This window comes from Aurantivibrio infirmus, from assembly GCF_054767315.1.
On sequence record NZ_BAAFSK010000003.1, the window covers coordinates 586,103 to 612,956 of the forward strand.

Below are 26,854 nucleotides of genomic sequence, written 5' to 3' on the forward strand. Positions count from 1 at the left end.
CAGTGCAGTTCCTTGCGGCAACAAAAAAGAGCAGCCAATGCTGCTCTTTTTGAGAAGAAATTAGAACAATTCCGAATACTAAAATTTATAAACTATATTCACTGACGTTATTCGATCAACACTTTTAAAACCAGGTTCTGGATCAGAGTGATGTCTTACTTCATGCTTTAGTTTTAGCGCCAGCGCCGAATTAATTGCAACACTTAATCCCGCAATATTCGTACTGTAATTGTCATCCTCGGCCAACAAAATCTTGGTGAGATTTTCAAAACTCGTTGTTTCCGTCAACTGATGCTTGTAATCAGATTCGAACACGTAAGCGATACTACCGATATCGACTCCAGTTGTTTCAACTGTAGTATCACGATAACCAACACCTGCTGAAAGATTCCAAGTTTGATCCTCTTCCATGATGACTTTGTAACCAGCACCGAAAGAAATTGTATAAATTCTATCGAATGAATCGAATTCATCCTCAGAATAACTCGCCTCACCAAAACCAAATGTACGCTCTGAAAAACTATATTCGGATCGCCAGCTTGCGGCGCGACTATCTGCGCTTTGCACACCGTTGCTCTTAGAATCTATGGCACCTATTTTTGCAACATGCTTCCAATTATCGTGTACTTTTTCAAACTCTATGCCCACGTTTAGCACTTCGGATTTTGTGTTTCCCTCAACCAGCACATAACCAAGCTCACCTTTGCCGGTCCATGGATCAGCTGCCGTCGCAGCGCTCACCGTTGCCAATAAAAGTACGCCAGGTAAGGTTTTTACTAAATATTTATTATTCAACATCATTCTCCTCTCAAGATCTTCGATCCTAATTTTCTTCGGAATCGCTTATATAGCTCTCTAATCGCACCTGTTTCACGACAGCTAGCGTCAACTACTAGCCATCAATATCAAGCGGCGCAATGTTAACATATGAGAAAAAAATGTCTTGGTGCGAACTGTAAATTCATGTCAAATCTGGGGACCCCGCGTAAGCTGGCTCCCTAGTAATAAGATTATTTAAATGACTCACCATAAATCATTATTGGCTGTAAGCTGCTGCCAAAGTGGCAGCCAAGTTGTCCACCGATGCTCTCCTTCTATGGTGAAAACATGTTCATCATTAAGGAATTCGGCAAGCTTAGAATTTAGCGCACTAAAATCATCCTGTAATCCGTAGGCTAAAAATATTTTGTTATTTACTTCTGGCGGCAAAGTCGACAGCCAGGGCCAGAGGTTCCCCTCGGAAAAATCGACTGGCGTTTCTGAATTAACGAAGTCGACGTATTCATCATCCTCACCCAAATAAGGCGCCAACAACATTGCCGATGTCACATCGTCAGGAAATTCACGTAGGTACAAAAGCGCTCCGTATCCGCCTAGAGAAACGCCCATAAAATGGATTTCTTCATACCCCAATGTTAAGGCTGGATCAACAATGTCTGCTTTCAATCGCTCTAATAAAATTCTCGAGCGATAGTAAGCAAAATTGGCGTTGACATCGAGAACATCTATATCAACATTTTCGTATTCCAAGGTTTTTAAAATTGAGTCGAGAGTTTTCGAATTAGGTTGGCCAGCGATCCCAGGCAGCATGACCAATAGGCTCGTCGAACTTCTATTCGACAACTCTGGTGCTTGGACATAACGATCATTGTCTAAAACGTACTTCTCAAATTCCATGGGTATACTCGCCCGCTGAAAGTATTGGCATCCTTGTAAGAAAACCAAACTAAAGACTATCAAGACAAAAGCTTTTATTCTTTTCATAAACTTCCCTCTGTTAAGGTATGTAATTGCCTTACTATAAATCAATTACTTACGTTATACGCATTTCACGCTGATTTGGCCCAACAACTGATTAAGTGTAGAATTTATAACCCTCATCTCGAACAAAGCTAGCACGATAATATTTCTTCAAAAAAGGTAAGCACTATGAATCTTAAACCTTCTCTATTCAACGGCTTGGTTATATTGCTTTCTTTGACGAGCTTTAATTGTTTCTCGCAAACGTTTGGAGCGGCTTTATCTGACAATGCCCCAATTTCACTCAATACCGCGATCGACTTCCTAAACGACCAGTCTTCAATCAACGTCGTAGTCGAAGCGAAAGTCGATAGTGTCTGCGAGAAAAAAGGTTGCTGGATGGCTTTAAAGTCGGCGGACAATGAAATGCGAGTTACGTTTAAAGACTACAGCTTTTTCGTACCCTTTAATATCGTCGGCAAACAGGTCACCGTTGAAGGCGTTCTCGAAAAAATCCAAATGAGCTTAGAAGAAAGTAAGCACATGGTGCAAGATGCCGGAGGTGACCCAAAGAAGGTAACTCAACCCATCAGTGAGTTTCGAATGATTGCTTCAGGAGTGAGAATTAAGCCAGAATAGAACTAGCGGCTCTCGACATTCACCAGACGTAAAAACCTAAGGTATATTAAAAACCTTAGGTATACACCATGACATCTAAGGTTTTTTGTTTGAAGAATATTATTTCGTCACTTTCTTCTTTTTAGATTTCCGTTTAATAGCGCTTTTTAAATCTTTCTCCCACCGGGCTCGCGCACGCTGAACGGCTTGAGGTAACTTGCCCTTTTCAAAGTATTCGTGAATCACTTCTTGAGACCTGACATTCCCATTCATTTTAATCTTTCGAAGATCATTCGAGAGCTTCGCATCTAGACTTCGCGCTTTAACATTGTCGCACCACTGGATATCAATGATATCTTGTATTCGGGCTTGTAAGTGTTGATCTTTAATTGGTACCGTGACTTCAACACGAAAGTCGAGGTTTCTAGTCATTAAGTCAGCGGAAGAAATAAAATATTTTGGCTTTCCATCATTGTGAAAAATAAACACTCTTGCGTGCTCGAGAAAGCGATCAACAATACTAATTACTTCTATATTTTCAGACATGCCTGGTATCCCAGGTACTAAAGAACACATACCTCGACAAATAACGCGTACTCGAACTCCGTGGTTACTGGCTTGATAAAGTAATTCAATAATGCTGGGATCCACTAAGTTATTACACTTTATCGTAATCGTTGCTATTTTGTAGGCCTTCGCGTTATCGATCTCATTGGTAATTAATTTTTCGACACCAAGACGATTCGATAATGGCGAGACGAGTAATTGTTCATAATGGTGACGTCTATAAGTATACGAAATAAAGTCGAAAACATTATCTGTATCTTTGCCAATTTTTTGATCGTAGGTTAGCAAGCTAAAATCGGTGTAGACCTTCGACGTTTTTTCGTTAAAATTTCCCGTGCCTATGTGTGTGTAATAGCGAAGAGTATTATTTTCCTGGCGGGTAATTAGTATTAGCTTGCTATGTACTTTCAAACCCGGAATACCGAAGATCACGTTAACGCCGCCTTCAGTCAACTGGGTCGCCCAATCGATGTTTGCGGCCTCATCAAAGCGAGCTTGTAATTCGACAACGGCGGTTACTTCTTTGTCATTCCCACGTGCACTCAATAAGGCATCAACAACGCGCGACTTGCTCGCCACACGATAGAGGCTAATTTGAATCTTCTTAACTGCGGGATCAATTGCAGCTGTTTTCAATAACTCAATAACAGAGTCAAAAGCATTGTAAGGATAATAAAGTAGGACATCACGATTCCTAATAGACTCAAATATGTTTTTATCTTCGTCGTCGAGGTCGGCACTTGGTACTTTGGAAAGGGGCTTAAATTCTAAATACGCAGGGCCGTCGTTTGGAAAATCGATGAAGTCCTTCGCGTTATGGTAGCGCCCGCCGGGCATTAAGCTGTCGTACTTATCCAAATTGAGTCGCCGTGTTAGCAGATCAAGCAGATCTTGAGGCATCATACTGTCGTAGATAAAACGTTCTAAATTGTCGCTATTTTGGCGCTTCTTTAATGAGGTCGCTAAGCGATTAACTAGACTTTGATTAATTCCATCACCTAGTTCCAACTCAGCGTCCATAGTTAATTTAAATGTATAGGCCTCTACCGAATCGATATCAATAACACCACGAAAAACTTTCGGTAAGCAATGACGGATAATATTGTCGAGAACAATAAAGACTTTACCTTTTTTGCCCTTTCGTGAGGGAATACGGTTGAAACGGTGAATTCTGTCTGTCGGCACTTCGACGATGCCGTAGGACACTTGATCACCAGAGCAAATTTTCACAGCCAAGTAAATTAAACCATCCACCAAGGGTGGAAAAGACTGAGGGCTATGCAATAAAATCGGATCGAGCTCCGGCAACACTTGAGTATCAAAGAGCTGCTCCACGTAAGCCGCTTGATGTTGATCGAGTTGCTCTTCGTTAACCAAATAGATTCGCTTTTTACGTAAATCCGCGAGTACATTTAGATACACACGATCGAACTTATTTTGAAGTTGTAGAGCGCGTGCCTGTATATCGAGTAGTAACTGATTATATTTTTCCTTCAATCCTGATTTGGCGGAAAACGCCGCCAAGCGGCTCACATCCGCCACTCGAACCCGAAAAAACTCGTCGAGGTTGTTCGAAAATATTCCCAGATATCGAAGCCTTTGAATCACCGGCACGTTCTTATCTGACGCCTCTTGTAATACACGTTCATTAAAAGATAGCCAGCTCAATTCTTTCGCAATAAATTCATTATCTTTAGACATTTTCAATCAATTCCATAATATTTCAGATTTTTAACAATACCGCTTTTATATTTCTGCTCAAAAAATTGATCACCACTTCCGATTTATAACAATAGTTCATCCATGCCATTATTAGAATGTGCTAAGATCGCTTTCAATAGTAAATTATCGTTAGGGCTTCGCTGAGGCAGGGGAAAGTTCAAGACTTAAAGGGGATGTCAACGCGTCACTATTCTCCATAGACTTACTTATAATTTTTCACCAACGAGCGCTTCATTGTAGTTATTTAGCTTCCACTTTTTCGACCGCAAAAATATTTTCGGCCAAAAGCGTAGATACAGGTTTTTAAAACTACAGATATGAAAGACTCACAAAGCCCATTGACCAAGCACAAAGATATGGTGATTAAGCTATAGCTGAGTTGCTAGATAGTAACTCATTTTATCTCACTTGTTCTTTACACTTTTATGACGCAGTAGGTAAAACTCGTGATCTCTTCCGACATAACACCACCTTCTCCCTCAGAAACCACGGCCCCAGTATATGCCGCCCTCGACCTTGGCTCGAACAGCTTCCATTTGATAATTGCACGCTTTGAAGCTGGCAAAATGATCATTTTAGACAGCCAAAAAGAGACAGTCAGGCTGGCCTCAGGTCTGCGCAGTGACGGAATACTTTCGAAAAACACCATTAAGCGAGCTCTAGCTAGTATCCATCGCTTTGCCGAGAGATTGCAAGCGGCTCACATTACTCAATTTCGTGTGGTCGGCACTAACACCTTGCGAGCCGCAAAGAATGCTGACGGCTTTTTAGAACGAGCGGAAGAAATTCTGCAATCGCCAATTGATATCATCAGCGGAACAGAGGAAGCGCGAATAATTTATTTGGGTATTGCGAATGACTTCGCCCCAACAGATAAGAAAAGATTAATCGTTGATATTGGAGGGGGCTCGACAGAACTCGTTGTCGGCTTAAAGAAACCAGAGAATCTACAAAGTATTCACATGGGTTGTGTTACATATAGCCAACGCTATTTTGAAGATGGCATGATAACTCGCAAAGCTTTCGACAAGGCACTACTCGCCGCCAGATCCGAAATACAAGAGTTTGTGAATCAATTCTCAAGCAAACGCTGGCAGGAGGCCGTTGGTTCATCTGGCACTATTCGCGCAATCGAAAGTGTCCTTGAAGGTTTAAGCTTAAACAACGAGCACGTCATTACTTTGGAAGGACTAAGCACTCTAGCGAACAAGCTTTGCGAGTTCGACTGCGTCGAGAAACTTAATCTGCCAAACTTAAATGATGACCGCAAAGCGGTGTTTCCTGGTGGCTTAGCTGTACTGCTCGGCTTGTTTATTGAATTGAAGATTGAACAAATGCATGTATCGAGCTATGCCTTACGTGAAGGCATTATCTTCGAACTCGCGGGTAGAAAAACCAGTACAGATATTCGAGAACAAACTGTTCAGCAAATGATGAAACAATATTATTGTGATGAACAACAAAGCAAGCGAATCACCGAATTTGCCAGCAAGATGCTAGAACAAACCAAAAACGATTTTGAACAATACGACCAATCATTACAGACGCTCAGATGGGCGCTAAGTCTTCACGAAATTGGCTTAGCAATTTCATATAGTGGTTACCACAAACATGGTGCTTATATTTTACTTAACTGCGATATGCCCGGTTTTTCAAAACGCGAACAAATACTTTTGAGCTTTATTGTTCTCAATCATCGTCGCAAACTTAGGCCATTGCCACAAACCTACGGCTTTGAGCCAGATTGGCGCCTCGTTCAAATCGCTCGTGTAGCATGGTTATTTTGCCGTCGCCGAGATGACAATGTTCTACCGACATTCATTAATATTTCATTTAAGGGTGATACTCTAAAATTAGCACTGAAAGAGCAATGGCTTTTAGATAATCCACTTATTGAAGAAGACCTACTAAACGAGCAGAACTTTTTAGAACAACTTAACTTAACACTACAGATCAAGAGACTCAGTGATGACAATTGAATTCGACACTTCTCAACATAAATCTCGACATATAAAACGAACCGCCGGTGTTTTGGTACTAAAAAAGAAACACCCAATTATGAAAAAATTAAAAAAGAAAAGTCCAGCGCCAGTAATTCATGGTGATAAGATTTGGTCATCTAGCTACTTAATCATCAACCACCTGGCAAACAACCCCATTGCAAAGAGATCCAAAGTCATGGAGGTCGGTTGTGGCTGGGGCTTATTAAGCGTCTACTGCGCAAGTGCATTCAATGCGAAAGTGACTGGAATCGACGCAGATCAGAATGTTTTACCTTATTTAAAAGCTTTATCAACGGTTAATAGTGTAAAAGTAAAAGCGAAAAAAGATCGTTTTCAACGAATCAAGAAAAAAACCTTAGCAAAACAAGATTTGGTAGTCGGTGGCGACATTTGCTTTTGGGATAAGCTAACTGAACACCTCTATAAATTAATCAAACGTTCTGTAAAAGCGGGGGTCAAGAAGATTATTATCGCCGACCCCGGTCGTACCCCATTTTTTAAACTAGCAAAGCGCTGTGCGAAAAAATTTGGCAATACGAAGTTGTTAGAATCAAACATTAAGTGGCCAGAGAAAGTTCGCGGCTATTTGTTAATTATTGAACCTTAAGGGGTTCACCTAAATATGACTTGGCGAACATACACGGCTAATTAAACTTAAGTTTTCACGCTATGCAAACTATCATTTCTTTTCACCTTCTTGACTAAGATCCCCACGTAAGGCAATTAGCTTATCACGATAATTCTCCGCATCACCGTATTCACTAAAATTTTGGTATCTGTCATGATGGCCTTTTAACTTCACGGCGTGCTTTATAGGGCACCAAAATTGTTCCGTTCGAGCAAGTATTTCCCGACTGTAAGCAACCACACCATTGCCATAACTACAATAAAGGCAATTTACTTTTTCAATAGTATTCAAATAGCTAAGCAAATGCCTGTCTAACTTAAAATATTCGGCTCTCGCTACTCTTGGGATCTTGTAGGCCCGAAAGCAAATATGCTGATAAATCGTTAACGTCAGATCAAAGAACACGATTGGAAAAATCATGCCATAGATCACCGGCGCAGTTATTAAATGAAAAAAATTCGCGTTAGCAAGATAACGAATCGAGCTAACCCGATAAGATCTGTGAAGTTTTTTAATGGTTTTATCAAATCGAACTTTGCCATTCTTAATCGAGTAATCAAACTCCTCGCGTAACTGGCTCCAATAGCCCTCCGCTTGCTCTTGAAGCCGGAGAATTTCAGCATAAATTTCTTTAAGTTCTTTTTGCATCATCGCTACCCTTCAGTCTTCACAAAACGGTCAACATAAGCGTAAGGTCTCATAGAGATCAAAGACATTCTATCAAGGGTAATTGATCTATATCAAAAGATGTCAATGATAAAATGAAATGGCCTAGACTGGCGACTGAAAAGAAATTTTGGGCACAATAAGGAATGAAGAGAGAACTAGAACCCGGCTTTTAAACCAAGTTCTAGCAATAGCTATCGTAACTAGGGCTTTTCCCAACCCGATTTAGAACCAAGATCTTGGTTAAACATCACTGCCTCAATATCTCGAATCCCACCATCAACGACTTTAAAAAGCTCAGCGATATAAAGACTACGAGGAATCTTTCGCGTGTCGACACGCTTCTTGCCATCAGGGGACGGTGTATCAGACGGCCCCCAGGGCCCGTCGCCGACGTCGATATTACCTGGAACATCGAAGTAGGCCCACATCAATACCAAGCCGCGCTCTTCATCTACGACCGGTACACGGCGATCTCGAATATCAGTAATATAATTAAAGCGGTGGAAACCAATTGGGCAGGGTTCAGTCTCGGGGTTTTTGTTTTGCAAAAGTAATACGCCGTTTTCTCGACGATTACATTCTGGGTGCATGGGCACGCCTTCATCTGTGCTGTTGGCAATACCGTCGAAATACGCGTGCGCAGCATCTATTAACTGTTTTCGCGAAAGCCGATCAGTTTCAGGAATCGTTTCATCGTAAACTGGGTTTGGTTCTTTTAACTGTGAACGAAGAATCAAACCATTCCTATCATCTGGTCGAGATAAAAGGTTTTCAATTTCAGAAATTTTTGAGCCTTCGAAGCGAAAGCGAATTGCCATCAATAAGGGATCACTGCCCTCCTCGAAGGCGCCAAAGAAAACCGCCTGATCTTCATTTGAGTCAATAAAGGTTTGTCGATAACCACCTTGCGCAGTAATCGTTTCCCAAACACCCTCACCGACATTCACAATAGATCCGTTCTCGGTGATTCTAATATCTTCGCTTAAGTCGAGCGCCGAGGGATCTTGCTTAAGCATGCTGTCCACATAGGCATCGACAACAGCGCTTATGCAGGCTCGATCACAAGTTTGATCTTGTTGCGAGCAGGCACTAAGTGTCAACAATATACTGGCGATAGATACCAGACCGACTCTACTCAAGCCGAGTTTCAAAAAATAGGTGTTCATTTTGTTCTCCCGATGGCCACGCTGTTTTATTAGAAGTTATGCTGTGTTATTGCTTTTTCGTAGACTAAAAAATTTTTCATTGGATTACGGGTAATATCAAAACCGAATTTTTATCGCCGCCATGATAAACCGTTACTTCAGGTTGCGGATCAAGCTTCGCGGTTCTACGCTCGTCAGCAAAATTCAAGGTTAAACGGATTTTATGGCCTTTTTTAAATAGATTTGAAATTACATAAAAATCAAATTCCATTTCTACCGCTTCGCCAGGTGTCAAAGGCTGAACAGAATCTTCTGTAAACGGATGATAGGGCAAACCAAGATTATTGTATGGCGCTGCTTCGGTTTTACGAAGTGATGCGCGTAAGCGGCCTTCTACAGTTCGATAGGTGGCGGTTCCATCAGGAGCAATATCGTCAATACGAGCGACGACATCAGCATCTACTGCCGAACTAGACAACCACAACTTCAACACCGGATGCCCGGTAATATGCAAATCTTCTTGCAAAGCATCGGTAGTAAACTGCAATCCCTTTTCCCAAAAGTTATCGTTATTGATATCGTAATCAACAGCCACCGTGGTTTTTTCTTCCGACCCTTCTGTTAGCGGATCCCCAGCCATACGAAGGGAGTTTTTAGCTAAGGGAAACTCCGTTAACTTTTGGTTTGGTAGTGGCCAAGAGGTTGCCGTGCGCCAGCCATTATTTTCGTCGTGATTATAGGTGTAATAAGTCACGGCATTTTCATCCATGACATTATTTTCGACGCCTTTCAACCAGTGATCAAAAAAACGAAGCTCTTCAACAAGAATATCGAAACCGGTATCTTTTTCGACACTAGTCCAATCGCAGTGCGTCGCGGGGCCAATAATAAATTTCCGTGGATTAGATACATTATTAAACGTAAAAGCGGGCCCATAACCCGGACCTTCTTCGTCAAGATTCATAGCCGAGTAAATAGCGATGCCGGAATTCTCAATCGTTTCTTTGTAGCGATACGGACTACTCTTTAACCACCATTGCTCGGGGATATTTTCAGAAACGCTATCTCGAAAAGGTGTGTAACCTGCCGTTTCGATATTATCTTCATGCTCAGCAATTGCTGCCGCCAACAAACTCCCATCATCGTCACCATCAACGGCGACAGACATTCTATCCCGTGCTTCTCGTGAGCCACCGCGCATAATCCTTGTTGGGACACCTTCCGGTGGCGACATTCCACCAAAAGAGGAAAACGGATAAACATCCCACTCGCAACTCATTGGGAAAACTGCTTTCAAACTCGGCGGTGCGACACTAAGCGCTTGCATTTGACTACCACCGGTTGCCGAACAACCCCACATGCCGATATTGCCGGAGCTCCATTCTTGGGCCGCTAGCCATTCAGTAATATCGTAGGAGTCCATTCGTGCACTATCAGTCCACTCGCCGCGATTGTAGGCGACATTTTTTCCATAACTGGCAAACAAGCCTCTAAAGTCCGCGATCGCAACGATGTAACCGTACTTAGATAATTTAAGTGCTTTACCGGGATAGTTTTCGCCTGTTAAACCATCGCGATAATTCCGACGGTTGTAAGGTGTGTGCATCCATAGTACCGGTAACTTTTCCTCAGCATGAGCGCCGTCTAAAGTCGGTCGAAATACGTCAATGGCGATTTTTGTACCGTCGCGCATTTCAATGTATTGCGATTGCAATTGATAGCCGTCATATTTTTCTTCTGCGTAACCTTGATATTCGCCGGGACGGGAAATCTTCTCGCTGACTTCTGACGAAGGCGGCACTACCGCAGCTTCACTGTTTGCCACTTGTTCATTTGACGATTGCGAACAAGCCGCTAACGCAATAACCGATGCCGCAATAAATAGCGGCGAATTTTTTTTACAGTTGATTGTCTTCATTAGGCTAAACATCTTCACTCCGTATTATTTTTATTTGCGATCGCAATGTCCGTCATTTATTTAAGGTCTAATCTTTTTCCACACTTCGCGCTCTGCTTTACCGGGATCATTTTGCAAAGCAGAAACATCGTTAAAGGTCATCGTCGCGCGATTTTTTTCATCATAAGCCTTCCATTCCGGCAAGACCGCATTGTTTGGATTGCCTGTTCGTGCAAACTGAATCCAGGTTTCGCTCATTATTGCTGCCAGCGCCACTGCATCTGGACCACCGCCGGTAAAGGCATGACACAATTGCGTATTATCAAAAGCAAAGGGAATTTCTAAAGCATGGGACGCTCGCAACAAACCATCCCAAACGGGAGTTTCCCAATCAAAGCGATACATGTATGTCGGTGCTCCGCCTTGTTGAACACGCCTCTCGGCGATTTTAATTGAATCCATTCGGTAGCGATCATCTGCTAATGCCAACAACAAAATCCCGCGTAATTTTTCTTGCGGGTATTGTTTTCTGTACGTTGCAATTAAGTGGTCGGCGTGGTCACCAGCAAAAGATTCGACTTGATTTTTTAAGGTCGCTTCATCAACCTCATCTAGGTTTTTATTGGGAGAAATAAACAACGCCATTTCATGACGATTACTGCCAATAATAATCGGAATATTCTTTGCTGCCGGCGAAGCAACAGGATCGAAAGGCCACTCTGGCAAATCAGGGCCCATCACGGGCGACCAGCCATAGCCATCGAAAAACGAAGAGCCTTCAGGGAGTTCAGCGACCACTTTTCTCTCAGCCAAAGCTTGTACTGCAATTAATTTTTCAAAAGGTATTTTTTGCAATTCTTCAATTTGATTAGTTTTCAAACCCAATTCATTCATCACGATTTCAGCGCGGCGAGTTGCGATTTTTACTGCAGGAAAACGAATGCCCGGACCACTATGAACGACCGCACGATGAAACAGACCTTTAGCACCGGGCATCGCCAACAGTGTCGACACTTTACGTCCGCCACCCGACTCACCAAAGATCATGACATTGTTAGGATCGCCACCAAATTGAGCGATATTGTCTCGCACCCACTCAAGCGCTTTAACAATATCCAACATACCAACCATTCCTGATCGAGCAAACTTTTCACCACCAAACTCAGCAAGATTTAAGTGCGCCAATGCGCCTAAACGATGATTAAGCGTGACGACAACCACATCACCGCGGCGACATAAATTCGTACCTTCATACAAACTCGATGCACCACTACCGGATGTAAAACCTCCACCATGTAACCACACCATGACGGGGCGAGTCGGCGATTGATTGACACCACGAGACCAAACATTGAGATACAAACAATCTTCCGAATGCGCTTGAGAATTTAACGGCGCAAATAAAGTGCGAGTTACACGAACCGATGGCGGAGGGATCGCACCACCAGGACCACCACCGCCTTGCGGCGCCATATTGCCGAAGTTCAAGGTATCGCGAATCCCTTCCCAGTTCGGTGGCGATTGAGGCGGCATAAAGCGATTCTTACCACTTGTATCTGCACCATAGGGAATACCTCGAAAAATATGAACGCCATCAGAGATGCCACCGCGAATTTTACCGTTAGCAGTTTCCACCACCGCTTTGGGGTCGGGATTGGGTAAAAACTCCGCGAAAGATTTTTCTGCCATTAACTGACTGAAACCGATAACACCCGCCGTATTCAAAGAAGACTTCAAGAACTTGCGGCGATTAATTGCTGAAGCGTTTTTATTGTTTTTCATAACGATGGTCTCGTATATTTTTTCTAGAAAAAACGAACATCAAAATTTAATTCCGAAAGGAAAAATTAAGCTTAACCGTTTGGACCCATTTTCAAGTGATCAAACCAGCGACGCTCTACTCCGTTAATATCCTTCGCCACTTCAGGTTCTAGATCGAAGGTCATACTGCTGCGAGTTTCTGTATCGTAGGCCGGCCATTCCGGCAGCAAGCTATTGTTTGGATTACCTGTACGCGCGAAGGCAATCCACGCTTCACTCATCAAGTCGGCAATTCTCTGTTGCTCTTTGCCAACACCAGACATTGACGCCGACTTCTCGACATTATCAAATACGAAACCAATTTCTAAAGCGTGAGGCGATCGCCAACGACCACCATCAACAGGGGTATCCCAATTCAACATATACAAATATGTCGGGGCGCCGCCCTGCACTGCTTTTCGCTCTGCTTGCGCAACATGAGCGCGAACAAATTGCGCGTCGGTTGTCGCGGCAAAAAACACGTCACTTGCTGAATAGTCAGGATGAAGCGCTTTGTATTTACCAATAATATCGTCAGCATCAACCGCAGGAATTGCCTTCGCAATAAGTGCCGGCAATGTTTCCCAAGTTGCATCAAAAGATCCTCGAATTCTAGGGCCAACGAGCAAGGTACTTTCGGTTCGATTAAAACCAATAAGCATTGGGATATTTTTTGAAGCAGGAGGTGCGTCAGGCGTGAATGAATGACGATGAAGATTTTTATGGTCGATCACCGGCCCCCAATTTAATCGGACGTCACCAGTGGCTGATGCTCGTGCCGCCGCCTGAATTTTCTCTAGGGGAATAGTGTCGATCTGCGCTATGGTTTCTTTTGTAAGTCCGAGCTCTTTAATAATCGCGGAAGACAAAACCGTGGCATCTTTTTGCTCAATGAAAGACAACCATGCACCGCTTTGAACAGCAGCGCGATGAAATAAACCTTGCGCTTTTGGCATTGTCATTAGGGTTGTTACTTTTGCACCACCACCGGACTCCCCGAAAATCATTACATTGCTAGGATCACCGCCGAACTCTTCGATGTTATCCCTGACCCACTCTAAAGATTGGACTAAATCAAGGATGCCGACATTGCCAGAGTCAGCATACTCTTCACCAAATTCTGCAAGCGATAAATGACCAAAAATATTTAAGCGATGATTAACCGTTACCACAACCACATCGCCACGCTTAGCCAAGCGAACCCCATCGTAACCAAAACTAGAACCCGAGCCACTGGAAAATCCACCACCATGAAACCACACCATCACTGGACGTTTTTTTCCGTCTCGTAAAGCGGGTGTCCAAACATTTAAAAACAAACAATCTTCACTATCTTCTTTACGGTTTGCCCACGACGCAAATAAACCACCGCCTCCACCTCCCGATGCTTGTGGCGTTTGCATTCCATAATCAAACGCATCGACTACCCCCTGCCAAGCAACAGGTTTCGCGGGCGCGCGGAAACGAGTGGTCGCAGTGTCAGCACCATAACGCACTCCTTTGAATACATTAATCCCTTCTTCAACGAGACCGCGTACTTTTCCTGCCTGAGTTGACGCTTCAACCGTAGCCTGACCTGCGGCAAAAACTGAGTTTGCGGTCGCTGCCACAAAAACAGTCACTAGGGCGCATAGAAAAGAATTCACGCTGAATTTATTGTTAAGCATAGTGGTCTCCACCGCGTTTAATTTATTGGAATTAATGTGAAAATATTGCTGAAAATACTAGCTCGCAAACAGCGCTTTTAAAACGATATAAAATTAATCGATTTTTAAAGTGGCTTTCTAAACATGTACTTATTTGCAACTAGAAACTACCGACCTTAATTATTATTTTGGTTTATTAGGATTTCGGGAAACCCAGGGACACGAGAAATATAACCCCCTCTGGTCACAGCTCTCTTTCGCCCTATATTGTTTGTACTACAAACTATTTTTGCAAAGATTACCAGATTTCACTGGGTAATTCATAGAGCTTTTTACGCATTGCTGGAAATTTACAAAAATTCAATTTCCAGCATAAAGATTAAGCTTTACAGATGTTTACGATGCATTGCTTACTAGTTTAGATCTGAGTTGTCGGTTACAACAACGCAATCAGTGTGAGCACATAACCACGCCACTCCTAGAGGGTTATTATTGGTTAATATTTCTTTCTGCCAATATCAGATTCAGGCAGGTAGAATTCGATTTTTAAACTAGCTTACCAATTAAGGCTGCACTGACGATGAAGCATGAAGAGAATTGTTTTACCAACAGGATCGCTAACAATATTGCGTATCAGTTTTGGCTCCCGAACCAAAACACACAGCGCTTAAAAGGAATTATCGTCATATCCCACGGCCTTGCCGAACATGGCGGACGATATCAGCATGTCGCCCTCTATTTCGTTTCCCTCGGTTATGGCGTCTATGCCATCGACCATCTAGGCCACGGAAAATCAAGTGGCACCCCTTGCTTTGCGAGATCGATGGATGATTATGTCGAATGCCTGCAAGATTTAATTCAGATCGTAAAAAAAACGCACGGTGATATACCCGTATTCTTGCTTGGTCATAGTATGGGCGGCTTGATTGCTAGCTTATATTTATTGGATCACCAAGATGAACTGAAGGGAGCAATTCTTTCTGCCCCGCTCATCGCATCACATAGTAAACCAACGAGAATTCAAACTTTTTTAGTGAAATTTCTCGCTCGTTTTTTTCCTAAAGTGGGTGTTCTACAACTCGACCCTCGTTTGGTAAGTCGTGACCCCGATGTCGTCCAAAACTATATCGAAGATCCGCTAGTTTATTCAGGAAAAGTGACAGCAAAACTGAGTATCGCGCTAGGCGCAGGAATGGCGAAAATCCATCGGCTTGCTCTTAATATCAAATTACCGATTATTATTTTACAAGGCGAAGAAGATAAACTGGTAAAACCTGAAGGTGCGAAAGTTTTATTCAATAAAATATCTTCAACAGACAAATCGTTAGAATATTTCGATAATTGCTATCATGAAATTTTAAACGAACCGGAACAGAATGAAGTATTAAGCTCAATAAGTAATTGGCTAGAGCAACGGCTTTGATTGTTCAAACTACTTTAGATTAAACGCTTCTGCCTGCAAACCGATATTCATCGTACCCCAGCGACGGCCTTGTACATACAATGGGATGATAAGATCGAACACAATGACGCCACTAATAACAGTGAACGTTGATATGTGAACGGTATTAACCGTTTTCAAAAGCTCCTGACGTTTTTTATCCGAAGCGATATATTTTTCACGTCCTCGTTTACGATCTATCTCTGGATCACCTACCTGAGGGTGTGATAGCTCACTTCGATTCACCGCAATCAATCCGCCATCGTCTACTGGCAAGCAAAAATATAAACCTTTGATTTCGCTATTATGAAACCATTGATCCATTAAAGGTTGCAGCATTTTTTTAAGCGGTTCAGCCCATTGAACATTATACTGTTGTGGATCGGTATTCGGGATCGGAATATAATTTCGATCAAACACATCGATACCACTATCAAGTATTTCTGAAAGCATCTTAGCGACAATTTTTTCTCTTTTTCGAAGTAAATCAATGGCGGTTTCTAGACCACCTCGACCAATATGGATACTTAAATAATCATCTACCGCTTGGTTGGTGGTTTCGTTCATCTCATCGGCGTGAGCAAAAGCCTGCTCCATACCATCATGAATACGTCGTCCCAACTCGCGAATCTGATTACTACGCTCTAAAGATTCGCGATTTGTTATTGCCAATTCTTCCACTGCAGAACTTACCATTAACAAATCAGCGTGAGACGATTCAAAATCATTCACCATCTCTTGAAAACGTTCAGTCGATGCCGAGATCGTTTTTAATGCTTGACCAGTATTTTCAACAACGCCGTGGGTTCCTTCTGCCGCTTGTCGAACCGCTGTACCCATACGATCTACAAGTTCATCGATTTGATCCGCGGCTCCACCGACTTTACCCGCCAGCGCTCTCACTTCATCTGCCACAACGGCAAACCCCCGACCCTGCTCACCCGCACGTGCCGCTTCAATGGCCGCGTTCAGCGCCAACATATTGGTTTGCGCCGCGAAAGACTGCACGGTGTTTAAGAGTTCACGAATACTATCTGAGCTAGCAACCAATTCTGTCACCTTACCTTCAAAGCCGCCCATCATTTCCGCGACTTGCTCAATATCACTTAACACTTCAGTAAATTCCGCCAATGATCCACGAGCAGAATTCAAGTTACGCGAGTTCATATCTGCCAGCATGGTACTGCGTTGAGTCAATTCATCGAGAGACCGCCCAACTTGATCACTGGATTGAAAATTCAACTCGGAGACAGTCTCTTGCTGTGATGTTTCGTTTCTGGTGGCAGTCGCCAAATTTCGAGCATCTGCACCAATATAAGCAATTCGTACGTTCAATTTTTGTTGGCGATCAAAGGTAGCCCGCAACCTCTCCATAAACTCGTTATATTGCAGTGCGAGATCCTTAACCATACCCTTACTAGGAACTTCTACATCGAGAGAAATATCAGAAACTTTTTGATTTGCACGTTCCAGCGCTTCCAGCACGCGAACGATACCACCACCATTACCGACCAAATGCCTAATCATCGCGGTGATAAACAAGCCGACAACGCCTAAAAAAATCGCCAAGGCCCGGATCCAGCCATCGCTCAGTAAAATACAAATACTCAATAATCCTAACTGAGAAACGACAATTCCCAACGACGCCCAACCGTTAAGAACAAGGTCAGTCCATTTTAGTTTTTTCATAGAGGAGCTACTTTAGATATAAGGTTTTCGTCTATAGAAAAAGTATAGCCAGCCTTTTAGCTTGTGCCTAAATTCTTTGTTGCAGAGGGACTGTAATAACTCGCTAGAATTTGCGGAAACTCGGATCTGGGCGCGTAAGCTTGATACTTATCGTTTTAGGAAATATAAAAAATATGTTTTATACAAGGATGCAGGCCGTGAAGTGTTCATTGCGAGAGGAAGACTAGCGTAAAAACTGAAATCGCTTAAGCACTACTCCTCGATTAAAAATCTGAAATTCTCTCTAACGATCCGCGTATTAAGAGGTCTTTCTAAGGCATCGAGGAAATCTGGATAGGCCGAAAAGAAAGTTCTAACTTTCTGCTTTGAATCACCATCAAGGCTACGAAAATAATCATACGGTCTTTGCCACATCCACAAATTTGCTGGCGCAATACTTCGCTCCTCTGTCACACCTTCGACGGTAAACTCATGCATGCCGATACTGCGAGGAATTTTCCTCTCTCTTGGATTCTCTTTAGCCCATATCTCAACTTGCCGCGCCGTGCTCATCAACACAGGAATATGTTCGTCAAACATTCTCGCAAGTAACGGTATTAAAGTATTTGGAACTTCATCGTCAGCAAGAAACTCGCCGTCAAAATCCTGTGATTCATGTACTCGCTTAACCCATTCAACAACCTTGGGGGCATTTTCTTCCATGATTTTTCCAGAAGCGGGATCGAGATATAAATGCGCATACAATGGCCCTATCAACCCGTAGTCACCAATAGATGGTCGTGAACCCAACAAGTAATTGTGTTGCAAAAGGTGAGCTTCGAAATCTTTTAGAAACTGAAGATAGCTCGCCTCAATCGCAGATCGATTTTTTTCGGTAACACCTAAGCGCGGTACCATTCCAGAAAATTTTGCAGAACGATCCATACCAATTGCTAATTGTTCTTCCGCCGTCGCCCGGGGTTCTGCCGTTGCGCCAAACTGTCGGAGCGCATATTGATAGTTTTCGGGAATATTCCACCGGTAGTGCATTGCCGGTATCACTAGCCACTCATCACCATAGACTTCCAATAACAAAGCGATGAATCTTTGTAAGGGTGTCTCAGGGTATATGCTGGGTTCAGGATAAAGTCTCTCTAAATAATCAATAATTTCCGTACTGTCTTGTAGTGTGGTGTCATCTTCTGTAATGACAACGGGAATAATCGGGAAACCAATACGAGGAAGCAAGGTTTTTTGAAAAACCTCAGTTGATGATAATACTTCGGTATATGGAATTTTTTTGAAATTTAAATAGGCGCGTACTTTTCCGGTGTAATACGAAATTGGCGAACCGAATAACTGCAAAGAAGACATAAGTATTACCTAATTTTTAAAATTATATTTAAGCGCCAAATTTTCTCGCTAACTAAAACAAGCGGAATGAAAACGCGAAACTAAAAACCATTTACTGACAAGGTAAATAAATACCCGCGAATAAGAATATTCACGGGTAATTCTTAACAGTCACCGACCTATTGTCGACTGTTCCGCTTCTCGAATCGTTCTTTCCGCAGCAAAAGGCAAAATATAGCCATCCGCTAGATTTTGATTAACAACTGCTTTAACCGCGTCGACATATTTTTTATGGCTTGGATAAAGCTGCTTTAATTGTTCCGCGCTAAAAGCTTGGTGAGAACCATACAATCGGCAAAAACGATTACCGCCACTGTTCATACCGGTGTTGGTCGCAGTAGCGACTTCATGTGTTGCCAGTCGAATACCACCAAGAATATTACCCCGTTCATCTCTCGCGAACTCTACTTGCGGGAGCATTCGCACCAAGGCTAAGGGCTCTGCGGTGGGCGGTACTGTACCTGTTTCGACCCACACTTGCATGTGTTCGAACGCAGCATTCATCACATCGCGAAATGGAACGTGACTGTAAGCAGGTAAATCACAATCCTGTGCGCGTGGTGCGGCTTGATCAAGCGGTTTGCCATCGGCTAACAAACGCGCCCGGGCGTATTCAACTTCAAAGGGAACATCAACGTGAGAACTACCTGCAACTTCCCATTGACGAAAATATTGAGTGTTTGGTTGCGGGTCAGCGGCCCTACGTGCCATATCGGTTTCGGCCATCAACTTAAATATTTTTACATTTTGATCATCACGAATTTTTCCGCCGCCACCATGAATAATTGCACCGTCAAACAAAGGCTCTAGTGGATGAACATTATTAAAATAAACCGCTAAGCGTGACGCTGATTGCGAATGGCCCGTAGCGATAATTTTATCGGCTTTTAAACCCCCCAAAATATCCACTGACTGCGCTGAGTTTTTACCATCTTTTCGAGTTACAGCTTTAGCGACTGCTGAAAAAATATCGTAAGACAAGGCATCGTTGGTGATAGCGCCTCCGTTGGTAACATCCAATTTACCGTATCGTTCCGGACTCCATTCTTTGAGCGACTCAATACCCACACGTTGCGCCGATACGCCAATATAAGCGTAGCCATTGCGAACAAAGTGATGCCCCGACTGCCACCAATCAATATCTTTATCAGTTCCCCCAGTGACATTCAGCCATTCGATAACTACTGTCCCATTAAAGTCTTTCGCTGGCGGTCTTCTTACATAAAACCTGCTTAGATAGGGATGATCACTGTCAACGATATCTGCATTTTGCATTTCTGGGCTACTGTAGCGATTAGCTTTGCCTTCAATATAAAACTCTTCTTCAACATAACCATGTTTTTTTAGCTCAATTGCCGAGGTATTGTAGATGAAATTATGATTGGGACTGCCTACGGTATCAGATTTTAGCGGCCCACTGATTGATCCTGCTGATGCCTGAGCCAAGGCCGATTCAGCAGATATAAAGCCGGATATTATCGTCACAATGAAGATAAGCTTTCTGACGTTTGTTAATTTTATAGTCATTTGTTTTCCCTTGTTATTTATTGGAGTCGGGGAACCATTAATTTGGTTTTTCTTCTAAGCTTGCTACGATAATCTCAATGTGTAGCTTACAGACCTCAAATCACTTCTAAGCTGAACGAACTAGAGCAAAAAAATGAACCGGGAGAGTTTAATGTTTTTAAATACGATTCGCATCACCCAATTTTGTACCGTCTTGGTTTTTGCATTTTCCACTGCTGTAAACGCACAGGCCCCGAATCGGCCAAATGACCTACCTGACGGCGAGGGAAAAGATTTAGTGCAATCGCTCTGCTCTACTTGCCATACCCTCCGAAACATTACGCGCTCCGCCGGATTTTCTTCCGCCGAAAAATGGCGATGGCTATTTTCAACAATGATCACCCTACCCGATGCAGAAGCCACCACCATGGCCAGCTACCTCGCAGAACATTACCCCGAAGACGAATCGCGCCGCCCTAAACTAATTGAAGGCGACGTTGAAATTGTAATTCAGGAATGGCAAGTGCCGACCTTAGGCCAGCGATCACGAGACCCAGTTGAAGCCCCAGACGGTTCAATTTGGTGGACAGGGATGTGGGCCAGTCTAGTCGGTCGTTTGGATATTGAAACCGGTGGAATGAAAGAGTATCCACTTCCACCCAGCGCTCGACCACATTCAATTGTGCCCGATAGCGAGGGTTATATTTGGTATACCGGTAACAGCAACGCCACTATCGGGAAACTCGATCCAAAATCTGGAAAAATAACGGAATTCAAAACGGAATCCCGCGACCCGCACACTGCCGTTTTTCATCCGAACGGGAAGTTATATTTCACCGCCCAACAAGCGGGCATGATGGGCAGGCTAGATCCTAGTTCTGGTGAACTAAAAGAAATTAAAACCGAAGCGCGACCCTATGGCATTAAAGTTGGGCCCGATGGCAATCTTTGGATCGCTCACAACGGCACCAATAAAATTGCGCGTATGCATCCGGACACCATGGAACTAACATTTTTCGACGTTCCCGATACTCGAACCCGAATCCGGCGCTTGGATATTGATAGCGAAGGAATTATTTGGTTTGTAAATTCAACACTAGGAAAAATTGGCAGACTTGACCCTAAAACGGGTGAAATCAAACAATGGGATTCACCCAGCGGTTCAAACTCTCACCCCTATGCATTAGCAGTGATAGACGATGTGGTTTGGTATAACGAATCTGCTATGCGTCCAGACGCTTTAGTCCGCTTTGACCCCGAGACAGAAAAATTTCAAAGCTGGGCAATTCCTACTGGTGTGGGAATCATCCGCAATATGTGGGTGACGAAGGATAAGAATTTGTTGATTCACCAAACAAGCTCAAATCAAATAGGACTGGTGAAAATTAAATAATTACTATTGGCTATTTTTTCCAAACTGCGAACGCTTTTAAATTCGAGACGCTTTGCAAGTTATGTCTTTTCAAACTACTAAAACTTTTGTTTATTAAGTAGATGTAAATATTCAATCGCGATTTTTTAACTGATCAAGGTAATCGAAATAAAAAAATAGAAATAAAGATCGATAAAAAAAGGGGGTAAATGAATGCTCTAAAACAAGCAACTTACCCCCACTAACTTCATTTTTTAATTTTTCCCAAAGCAAAACATCGACAGCAAAATGGCGTAGCTTTAGGGCTTTAGTTTCTCCTCGGTGCTTGGGTGTTATCAGGGTTAATCAAACCCTTATCCTGCATCCTGCCAATTTCTAGCGCATTCATCATTGCATAATTTCCTTCATGGCAAGCATATTCGTAAACACCAGCAGAAGGATGAAACTCGTATTCACCGCCCCAAGGCTCTTCCCACACTAGCGGGTCTTCCACGTGGAAGGCATAGTGCAAACGATCGGGCGCAACCCGGGTGAAACGCTCTGTGACTTTCAGCTGGTCAGAAGCGTGGTGAAAATATTGCTTAGGACTGTAATTAATGGTTTCTACTACCAGCGTGTCACCTTCATACCAACCAATTGAGTCCCCCATCCACGGGCGTGTCGTCGCCGACTCAGGGTTGTGTTCGGAATTCAAACGAATGATCCGAACATCATGAATAGTTTCCGCAAGGATCATCACGTGGTCTGGCGATTGTACGATCTGATAGTTAGCGTTGTAAGCACCTTGATGTAAAACCGCGCCGGCCTGGGACGGCCAGAACAAACAGCGCTCAACCGCCGACCTGGTCTCATAGGAAGTGAGATCCCCCACCTCAGGTGTAAAAAAGATCGTGTGCCAACCATCGGTTTTCTTCGGCGGAGCATCATCTCTTCTAGCTGGGATGCGGCCATTTTTAGGATAGGTAATTAGTGAGGTCCGCGGTTCATCACCGACGCGCATCACACGATTTACGTTGCCAGCCCAAAAGGCGTTATAGCCACCCACTCGCTTGTAGGTTGGGGCGCCCTCATTAGGATCAGTCGGTAGGTTTGCAGTTTCATATCGCTCATCTGCCCGCCCTTCCATCTCCCTGACTTCTTCCTCGGTAAAAACGGCAGTATCGCCATAGCGAGTAGGGCGCTGAAATCGCGTAAGGGTTTCATTGGTCCAGAGCCCAGCGATATCAGGTTGGCCCATTCCATTTTGAGGCGATGTGTAGCCTGATACGGTATCCGTATCCGCCTTATCAGCACTACAAGCCACGAAAGAAACAACGACAAAAATCGTAAGAAAGACCGCAATACCCTTACGTTGCAAAATATTTGAATTACTTGACATATCGCCCTCCTCGGAACCAGCAGAAAATATTATATTTTTCGCATTTTCCCACGGTTATCCTGATCGAAGCAACCGATAACCCTGGATTCTTCTTAGCTAGAACAAAGACAAGGCTGACTCACCTATCAATACACTGCTTGGTTTAGAAGTACGTGGCAGACCTTAGGTAATGCAAAGTAAAGAAATCACCAAGGTTCTACTTTTCTTAAGAAAGTCCAAAACCCAGGGCAGCAATTGAGGTTTGCAATAAGCTCGGCAACAGAGACACTGCGTTCGGCGTCTCGAATCCCCATGAATATATCGCCTTTATGAAGTTAGGAATTTATGCAATAGTGCGCACCGCAAACTATTTAGCTGCAGCAATTTAACGCTAATCTGCCACTTTTTTAGAATTTTATTTTTTACGCAATGTTTTTTAACTATGACAATTCGAATTGACTCCGAGACCGGCCTGAAAATTTTTAATACTCGCGCGACAAATATCAACACTAGCGCTTCATCACAAGGCTATGCTGTCGTAGAGGAACAATCTTTAAAGACATTGCCGGAATCTTCTCAATACGCAGAGTACAACGACACAGCGAAACAAAAATATCGTGACTACAAAGATGTTCGCTCAGGTGTAGCAGATTATATAAGCTTGAATGGGGAATTCGGTCACTATCTCGAAGATGTATATTCCTCTGAAATCGTTGACCGCGAAACCTTGGACGATGAATGTGAAGTATTAGTTATTGGAGCTGGCTTTTCCGGCCTGATGCTTTGGCACAAATTGCAGCAAGCCGGGTTTCAGGATGTGCGTTTCTGTGAAAAAGGTGGAGATGTTGGTGGCACTTGGTATTGGAATCGTTATCCCGGAGTCGCGTGCGATGTCGAGGCTTATAGCTACCTGCCTCTGCTTGAAGAGATGGAATATTTTCCGCAGACGAAATTTGCTTCCGGTTTTGAAATTTATGAGTACTGCCAAAAAGTCGCCGAAAAATATAAATTTTATGATCGCTGTTTATTTCATACCACGGTAGAAAAAACTTTATGGGATGAATCTCTTGACCGCTGGCGAGTTATTACCGATCGCGGCGATGAAATGAAAGCCCGCTTCGTCATTCTCGCCAATGGCATTTTAACCACACCAAAACTTGCGCGCATAGAGGGTATGAATAGTTTTGCTGGTGATTCCTTCCACACCTCTCGCTGGAACCATAAAATAGATTTGCAAAATAAACGCATCGGCATCATCGGTACTGGCGCCACTGCCGTACAGGCAGTTCCTGAACTGGCAAAAATAGCGAGTGAGCTTTTTGTGTTTCAACGTACGCCATCAACAATAGACGTGCGCGACCAACGCAAGACCACAGCGGAAGAAATTGCACAATGGTCTCAAGAAGAAAACTGGGCTAAAAAGCGTCGCGAACGCTTTTCAAAAATTTCCGCCGGACGAGCAGCACTGCAGGGTAATGATGATTATCTTTCTGGAAAAATTGACCAAGCCAATAAAAAGAAAAATAACCGGCCAGTGTTAACAAAGGAAGAAATTCTTTCAAAACAACTCCAAAGTAACTTTCGACTGATGGAACAAATTCGCGGACGCGTTGATAGCATAGTAAAAGACAAAATAACGGCCGAAGCTTTAAAACCTTATTATCCTTACGGCTGCAAACGCCCAACTTTCCATGATGAATACTTGCCTACGTTTAACTTACCTCATGTCAAATTAGTTGACACCGCACCAATGGGCGTTAATCGTATTACACCGAAAGGAATTATTCATGACGACAAAGAATATGAATTAGACGTAATTGTTTACGCAACAGGGTTTCAATGGATGGCGACCTCTTCATTTAATATGATTTGCGGACGCAACAGCCAGCCCCTCTATGAGAAATGGCAAAGCGGCGGCACCAAAACCTTTCTCGGTATCCACAGCCGCGGCTTCCCAAATTTATTTATCATGACCGGCCCACAAGGCGGAGGTGGCGCCTTCAACTTCACCGAGACTATCGATGAACATGTAGATTACATCGTGTGGATGCTCAAAACGCTACGAGAACGTGATATTGATGTCGTCGACGTAAAACAGTCTTTCGAGAATGATTACGCCTTGCACTGCAAAGAAAGTGATGAAGCGTCACGACCGCTACGCGATTGCGCCTCGTACTACAATGGCGAAGGCGAAGCTGAACCGGGGAGCCTAGCCTATTATGGAGGTGACGGCTGGAAACGTTATCGCGATGAAGCGCAAGCGTCTTTGGAGCCGTATGAGTTTATAGATGGGAAAAAAAATAATTGCGTCGAATAATTTTTGTGGGCTAAATAAAACATTGTACTTTTGAAAAATATATTTCTTTAAGATGTCTGATATCAGTTAAGCACTAACTAATTTTATTCGGAGGTTCTTTTGTAATCTCTATTAATCATCACTCTGAAAATTCTTATCTGACCTCGATTGCTAACCCTTTGGGACTAGCCTCCAGCTATCCTTTAAAACAAAGCCGGAAAAACTTTTCGAATATCAAGCACGATCTAAAAAAATCAAGCCATTAGCCTATTTAACTATTAATTCGGATGCTTAAAGCAGGATTATATGATATCGACTATACCAATGGTCTGATAAACCAACACCCTATCTTTCATTGTACTAAACCAACTAGAAATCATCAGTATTCGAGATAAGCTCCATTGTGCTAACAAAGCTCAAAGGATTTACGATAATTTAAAAAGGGGATAACTATGTCATCTACAGATCCATATTCCGCGCCGCAATCTTCAATAGCGCAATCGGAAGAAGCAGAAACATATCAACCACAATTTTTAAGCCTTTCTGGCCGTATCGGGCGTTTACGATATATCGCTTATGGGGCTGCTCTCAACTTAATCTACTATGGAGCGACGATGGTCATTTCCTTTATAGCAGGTTTCTTAGGGGTTTTTGGAGGAAACGGCGAGCCTTCAACCGCATTTGTCGCAGCAGTTGGGTTAGTGTTTATTCTTGGAATAATTCCAATTATGATATTCGGTTGGGGATATATGGTAAGACGTCTGAATGATATGAATATGTCAGGCTGGCTATCTTTATTGATGATTATTCCCTTCGTCAATTTAATTTTGGCCATCATGCTGTTATTCTTTCCAGGCACAAAATCAACAAATGACTACGGTCCACAGCCTAACGAAAACAACACTGGGATTTATATTTTAAGCTTGGTCGTACCCGTTTTCATGATCATCTTTGTGGTTGGAATTTTGGCGGCCGTCGCTATTCCCGCCTATCAGGACTATGTCCAACGTGCTGCAGAGTTTAGCGCTCAATAACATATAAACTATTACTGTGTTTAGGGGCAAACAACCATTTTATTTTTTGCCCCTAAGGTTTAAAAGAAACATATTTATTTGTAATTCGGCTTGAAAATAAAAATAACAAACTCAGATTGATAATGCGAATATGGAGTTAATAGCAGCACAGATTTTCTGAGAGTTAAAAAAAACAGGCTCGCGTAGTAACGCAACGATTTGCTCTTCGAGCAGCTCATCTTGAAAGAGCATCATGCCTTTCAGTACAAGGATTTTGGAATTCAGATACCGCTGAGCAAGTATTCGATTCCCCACAAAAAACCCCAGTTGCTTTCACAACTGGGGTTTTCTAG

The 26,854-nt window shown here is 43.1% G+C and carries 19 protein-coding genes; 7 read left to right on the top strand and 12 right to left on the bottom strand.

What is annotated here, in order from left to right:
• Positions 1 to 78: 78 nt before the first annotated feature.
• Both ACYUCY_RS09355 and ACYUCY_RS09360 read right to left on the bottom strand, forming a co-directional pair.
• Positions 79 to 801, bottom strand: coding sequence for a DUF481 domain-containing protein (locus ACYUCY_RS09355; protein WP_460226203.1), 723 nt, complete (start codon positions 799 to 801; stop codon positions 79 to 81).
• Between the two features lie 222 nt (positions 802 to 1,023).
• Positions 1,024 to 1,764, bottom strand: a complete 741-nt coding sequence (locus ACYUCY_RS09360; RefSeq protein ID WP_460226204.1) for a hypothetical protein — start codon at positions 1,762 to 1,764, stop codon at positions 1,024 to 1,026.
• Between the two features lie 165 nt (positions 1,765 to 1,929).
• Here ACYUCY_RS09360 and ACYUCY_RS09365 point away from each other — a divergent pair, with 165 nt between their 5' ends.
• Positions 1,930 to 2,379, top strand: a complete 450-nt coding sequence (locus tag ACYUCY_RS09365) for a DUF4920 domain-containing protein (protein ID WP_460226205.1) — start codon at positions 1,930 to 1,932, stop codon at positions 2,377 to 2,379.
• A 99-nt stretch (positions 2,380 to 2,478) separates the two neighbouring features.
• Here ACYUCY_RS09365 and ppk1 read toward each other — a convergent pair whose 3' ends face one another.
• Positions 2,479 to 4,626 carry a polyphosphate kinase 1 gene (ppk1, locus tag ACYUCY_RS09370; RefSeq protein ID WP_460226206.1) on the bottom strand — a complete coding sequence of 716 codons (2,148 nt, stop codon included), beginning with the start codon at positions 4,624 to 4,626 and terminating at the stop codon, positions 2,479 to 2,481.
• 467 nt (positions 4,627 to 5,093) lie between these two features.
• Between ppk1 and ACYUCY_RS09375 the strand changes: the two genes are divergently transcribed.
• Together ACYUCY_RS09375 and ACYUCY_RS09380 are read left to right on the top strand one after the other, a co-directional pair.
• Complete coding sequence (locus ACYUCY_RS09375) at positions 5,094 to 6,626, top strand: Ppx/GppA phosphatase family protein (RefSeq protein WP_460226207.1); 1,533 nt, start codon at positions 5,094 to 5,096, stop codon at positions 6,624 to 6,626.
• Entirely contained in the window at positions 6,616 to 7,257 is a 642-nt protein-coding gene (locus ACYUCY_RS09380) for a class I SAM-dependent methyltransferase (RefSeq protein ID WP_460226208.1), read from the top strand. The genes ACYUCY_RS09375 and ACYUCY_RS09380 overlap by 11 nt, the downstream gene beginning before the upstream one ends.
• 72 nt (positions 7,258 to 7,329) lie before the next feature.
• Here ACYUCY_RS09380 and ACYUCY_RS09385 read toward each other — a convergent pair whose 3' ends face one another.
• From ACYUCY_RS09385 to ACYUCY_RS09405, 5 genes are all read right to left on the bottom strand, one after another.
• The gene (locus ACYUCY_RS09385) at positions 7,330 to 7,929 is read right to left on the bottom strand and encodes a hypothetical protein (RefSeq protein ID WP_460226209.1); all 600 of its coding nucleotides are present in this window, start codon (positions 7,927 to 7,929) and stop codon (positions 7,330 to 7,332) included.
• Positions 7,930 to 8,147: 218 nt separating this feature from the next.
• Positions 8,148 to 9,113, bottom strand: a complete 966-nt coding sequence (locus ACYUCY_RS09390; RefSeq protein WP_460226210.1) for a hypothetical protein — start codon at positions 9,111 to 9,113, stop codon at positions 8,148 to 8,150.
• Positions 9,114 to 9,189: 76 nt separating this feature from the next.
• On the bottom strand, positions 9,190 to 11,010 hold the full coding sequence (locus tag ACYUCY_RS09395; RefSeq protein WP_460226211.1) for a CocE/NonD family hydrolase: 1,821 nt from the start codon (positions 11,008 to 11,010) through the stop codon (positions 9,190 to 9,192).
• Positions 11,011 to 11,070: 60 nt separating this feature from the next.
• Positions 11,071 to 12,771 (bottom strand): carboxylesterase/lipase family protein, encoded by a 1,701-nt coding sequence (locus ACYUCY_RS09400; RefSeq protein WP_460226212.1) that lies wholly within the window; start codon positions 12,769 to 12,771, stop codon positions 11,071 to 11,073.
• A gap of 71 nt (positions 12,772 to 12,842) precedes the next feature.
• A complete protein-coding gene (locus tag ACYUCY_RS09405) occupies positions 12,843 to 14,456 on the bottom strand; it encodes a carboxylesterase/lipase family protein (RefSeq protein WP_460226213.1) in 1,614 nt (537 codons plus the stop codon).
• A gap of 559 nt (positions 14,457 to 15,015) precedes the next feature.
• Here ACYUCY_RS09405 and ACYUCY_RS09410 point away from each other — a divergent pair.
• Positions 15,016 to 15,858, top strand: a complete 843-nt coding sequence (locus ACYUCY_RS09410) for a lysophospholipase (RefSeq protein WP_460226214.1) — start codon at positions 15,016 to 15,018, stop codon at positions 15,856 to 15,858.
• A gap of 9 nt (positions 15,859 to 15,867) precedes the next feature.
• Here ACYUCY_RS09410 and ACYUCY_RS09415 read toward each other — a convergent pair whose 3' ends face one another.
• From ACYUCY_RS09415 to ACYUCY_RS09425, 3 genes are all read right to left on the bottom strand, one after another.
• Positions 15,868 to 17,565 (bottom strand): methyl-accepting chemotaxis protein, encoded by a 1,698-nt coding sequence (locus ACYUCY_RS09415; RefSeq protein ID WP_460226215.1) that lies wholly within the window; start codon positions 17,563 to 17,565, stop codon positions 15,868 to 15,870.
• Between the two features lie 252 nt (positions 17,566 to 17,817).
• Positions 17,818 to 18,918, bottom strand: coding sequence for a glutathione S-transferase family protein (locus tag ACYUCY_RS09420; protein WP_460226216.1), 1,101 nt, complete (start codon positions 18,916 to 18,918; stop codon positions 17,818 to 17,820).
• A gap of 150 nt (positions 18,919 to 19,068) precedes the next feature.
• Positions 19,069 to 20,484, bottom strand: a complete 1,416-nt coding sequence (locus tag ACYUCY_RS09425) for an alpha/beta hydrolase domain-containing protein (RefSeq protein WP_460226217.1) — start codon at positions 20,482 to 20,484, stop codon at positions 19,069 to 19,071.
• 151 nt (positions 20,485 to 20,635) lie between these two features.
• Between ACYUCY_RS09425 and ACYUCY_RS09430 the strand changes: the two genes are divergently transcribed.
• A complete protein-coding gene (locus tag ACYUCY_RS09430) occupies positions 20,636 to 21,856 on the top strand; it encodes a Vgb family protein (RefSeq protein WP_460226218.1) in 1,221 nt (406 codons plus the stop codon).
• Positions 21,857 to 22,142: 286 nt separating this feature from the next.
• Here the strand turns inward: ACYUCY_RS09430 and ACYUCY_RS09435 are convergent, their stop codons facing one another.
• A complete protein-coding gene (locus ACYUCY_RS09435) occupies positions 22,143 to 23,213 on the bottom strand; it encodes a hypothetical protein (protein ID WP_460226219.1) in 1,071 nt (356 codons plus the stop codon).
• A 421-nt stretch (positions 23,214 to 23,634) separates the two neighbouring features.
• Here ACYUCY_RS09435 and ACYUCY_RS09440 point away from each other — a divergent pair, with 421 nt between their 5' ends.
• Positions 23,635 to 25,509, top strand: a complete 1,875-nt coding sequence (locus ACYUCY_RS09440) for a flavin-containing monooxygenase (protein WP_460226220.1) — start codon at positions 23,635 to 23,637, stop codon at positions 25,507 to 25,509.
• A gap of 431 nt (positions 25,510 to 25,940) precedes the next feature.
• Entirely contained in the window at positions 25,941 to 26,522 is a 582-nt protein-coding gene (locus tag ACYUCY_RS09445; protein ID WP_460226221.1) for a DUF805 domain-containing protein, read from the top strand.
• The last annotated feature ends 332 nt before the right edge of the window (positions 26,523 to 26,854 follow it).

Excerpts from the sequence above, each read along its gene's own strand:
- ACYUCY_RS09355 (WP_460226203.1), bottom strand. The coding sequence starts at position 801 with ATGATGTTGAATAATAAATATTTAGTAAAAACCTTACCTGGCGTACTT.
- ACYUCY_RS09360 (WP_460226204.1), bottom strand. The coding sequence starts at position 1,764 with ATGAAAAGAATAAAAGCTTTTGTCTTGATAGTCTTTAGTTTGGTTTTC.
- ACYUCY_RS09365 (WP_460226205.1), top strand. The coding sequence starts at position 1,930 with ATGAATCTTAAACCTTCTCTATTCAACGGCTTGGTTATATTGCTTTCT.
- ppk1 (WP_460226206.1), bottom strand. The coding sequence starts at position 4,626 with ATGTCTAAAGATAATGAATTTATTGCGAAAGAATTGAGCTGGCTATCT.
- ACYUCY_RS09380 (WP_460226208.1), top strand. The coding sequence starts at position 6,616 with ATGACAATTGAATTCGACACTTCTCAACATAAATCTCGACATATAAAA.
- ACYUCY_RS09385 (WP_460226209.1), bottom strand. The coding sequence starts at position 7,929 with ATGATGCAAAAAGAACTTAAAGAAATTTATGCTGAAATTCTCCGGCTT.
- ACYUCY_RS09390 (WP_460226210.1), bottom strand. The coding sequence starts at position 9,113 with ATGAACACCTATTTTTTGAAACTCGGCTTGAGTAGAGTCGGTCTGGTA.
- ACYUCY_RS09395 (WP_460226211.1), bottom strand. The coding sequence starts at position 11,010 with ATGAAGACAATCAACTGTAAAAAAAATTCGCCGCTATTTATTGCGGCA.
- ACYUCY_RS09400 (WP_460226212.1), bottom strand. The coding sequence starts at position 12,771 with ATGAAAAACAATAAAAACGCTTCAGCAATTAATCGCCGCAAGTTCTTG.
- ACYUCY_RS09405 (WP_460226213.1), bottom strand. The coding sequence starts at position 14,456 with ATGCTTAACAATAAATTCAGCGTGAATTCTTTTCTATGCGCCCTAGTG.
- ACYUCY_RS09410 (WP_460226214.1), top strand. The coding sequence starts at position 15,016 with ATGAAGCATGAAGAGAATTGTTTTACCAACAGGATCGCTAACAATATT.
- ACYUCY_RS09415 (WP_460226215.1), bottom strand. The coding sequence starts at position 17,565 with ATGAAAAAACTAAAATGGACTGACCTTGTTCTTAACGGTTGGGCGTCG.
- ACYUCY_RS09420 (WP_460226216.1), bottom strand. The coding sequence starts at position 18,918 with ATGTCTTCTTTGCAGTTATTCGGTTCGCCAATTTCGTATTACACCGGA.
- ACYUCY_RS09425 (WP_460226217.1), bottom strand. The coding sequence starts at position 20,484 with ATGACTATAAAATTAACAAACGTCAGAAAGCTTATCTTCATTGTGACG.
- ACYUCY_RS09430 (WP_460226218.1), top strand. The coding sequence starts at position 20,636 with ATGTTTTTAAATACGATTCGCATCACCCAATTTTGTACCGTCTTGGTT.
- ACYUCY_RS09435 (WP_460226219.1), bottom strand. The coding sequence starts at position 23,213 with ATGTCAAGTAATTCAAATATTTTGCAACGTAAGGGTATTGCGGTCTTT.
- ACYUCY_RS09440 (WP_460226220.1), top strand. The coding sequence starts at position 23,635 with ATGACAATTCGAATTGACTCCGAGACCGGCCTGAAAATTTTTAATACT.
- ACYUCY_RS09445 (WP_460226221.1), top strand. The coding sequence starts at position 25,941 with ATGTCATCTACAGATCCATATTCCGCGCCGCAATCTTCAATAGCGCAA.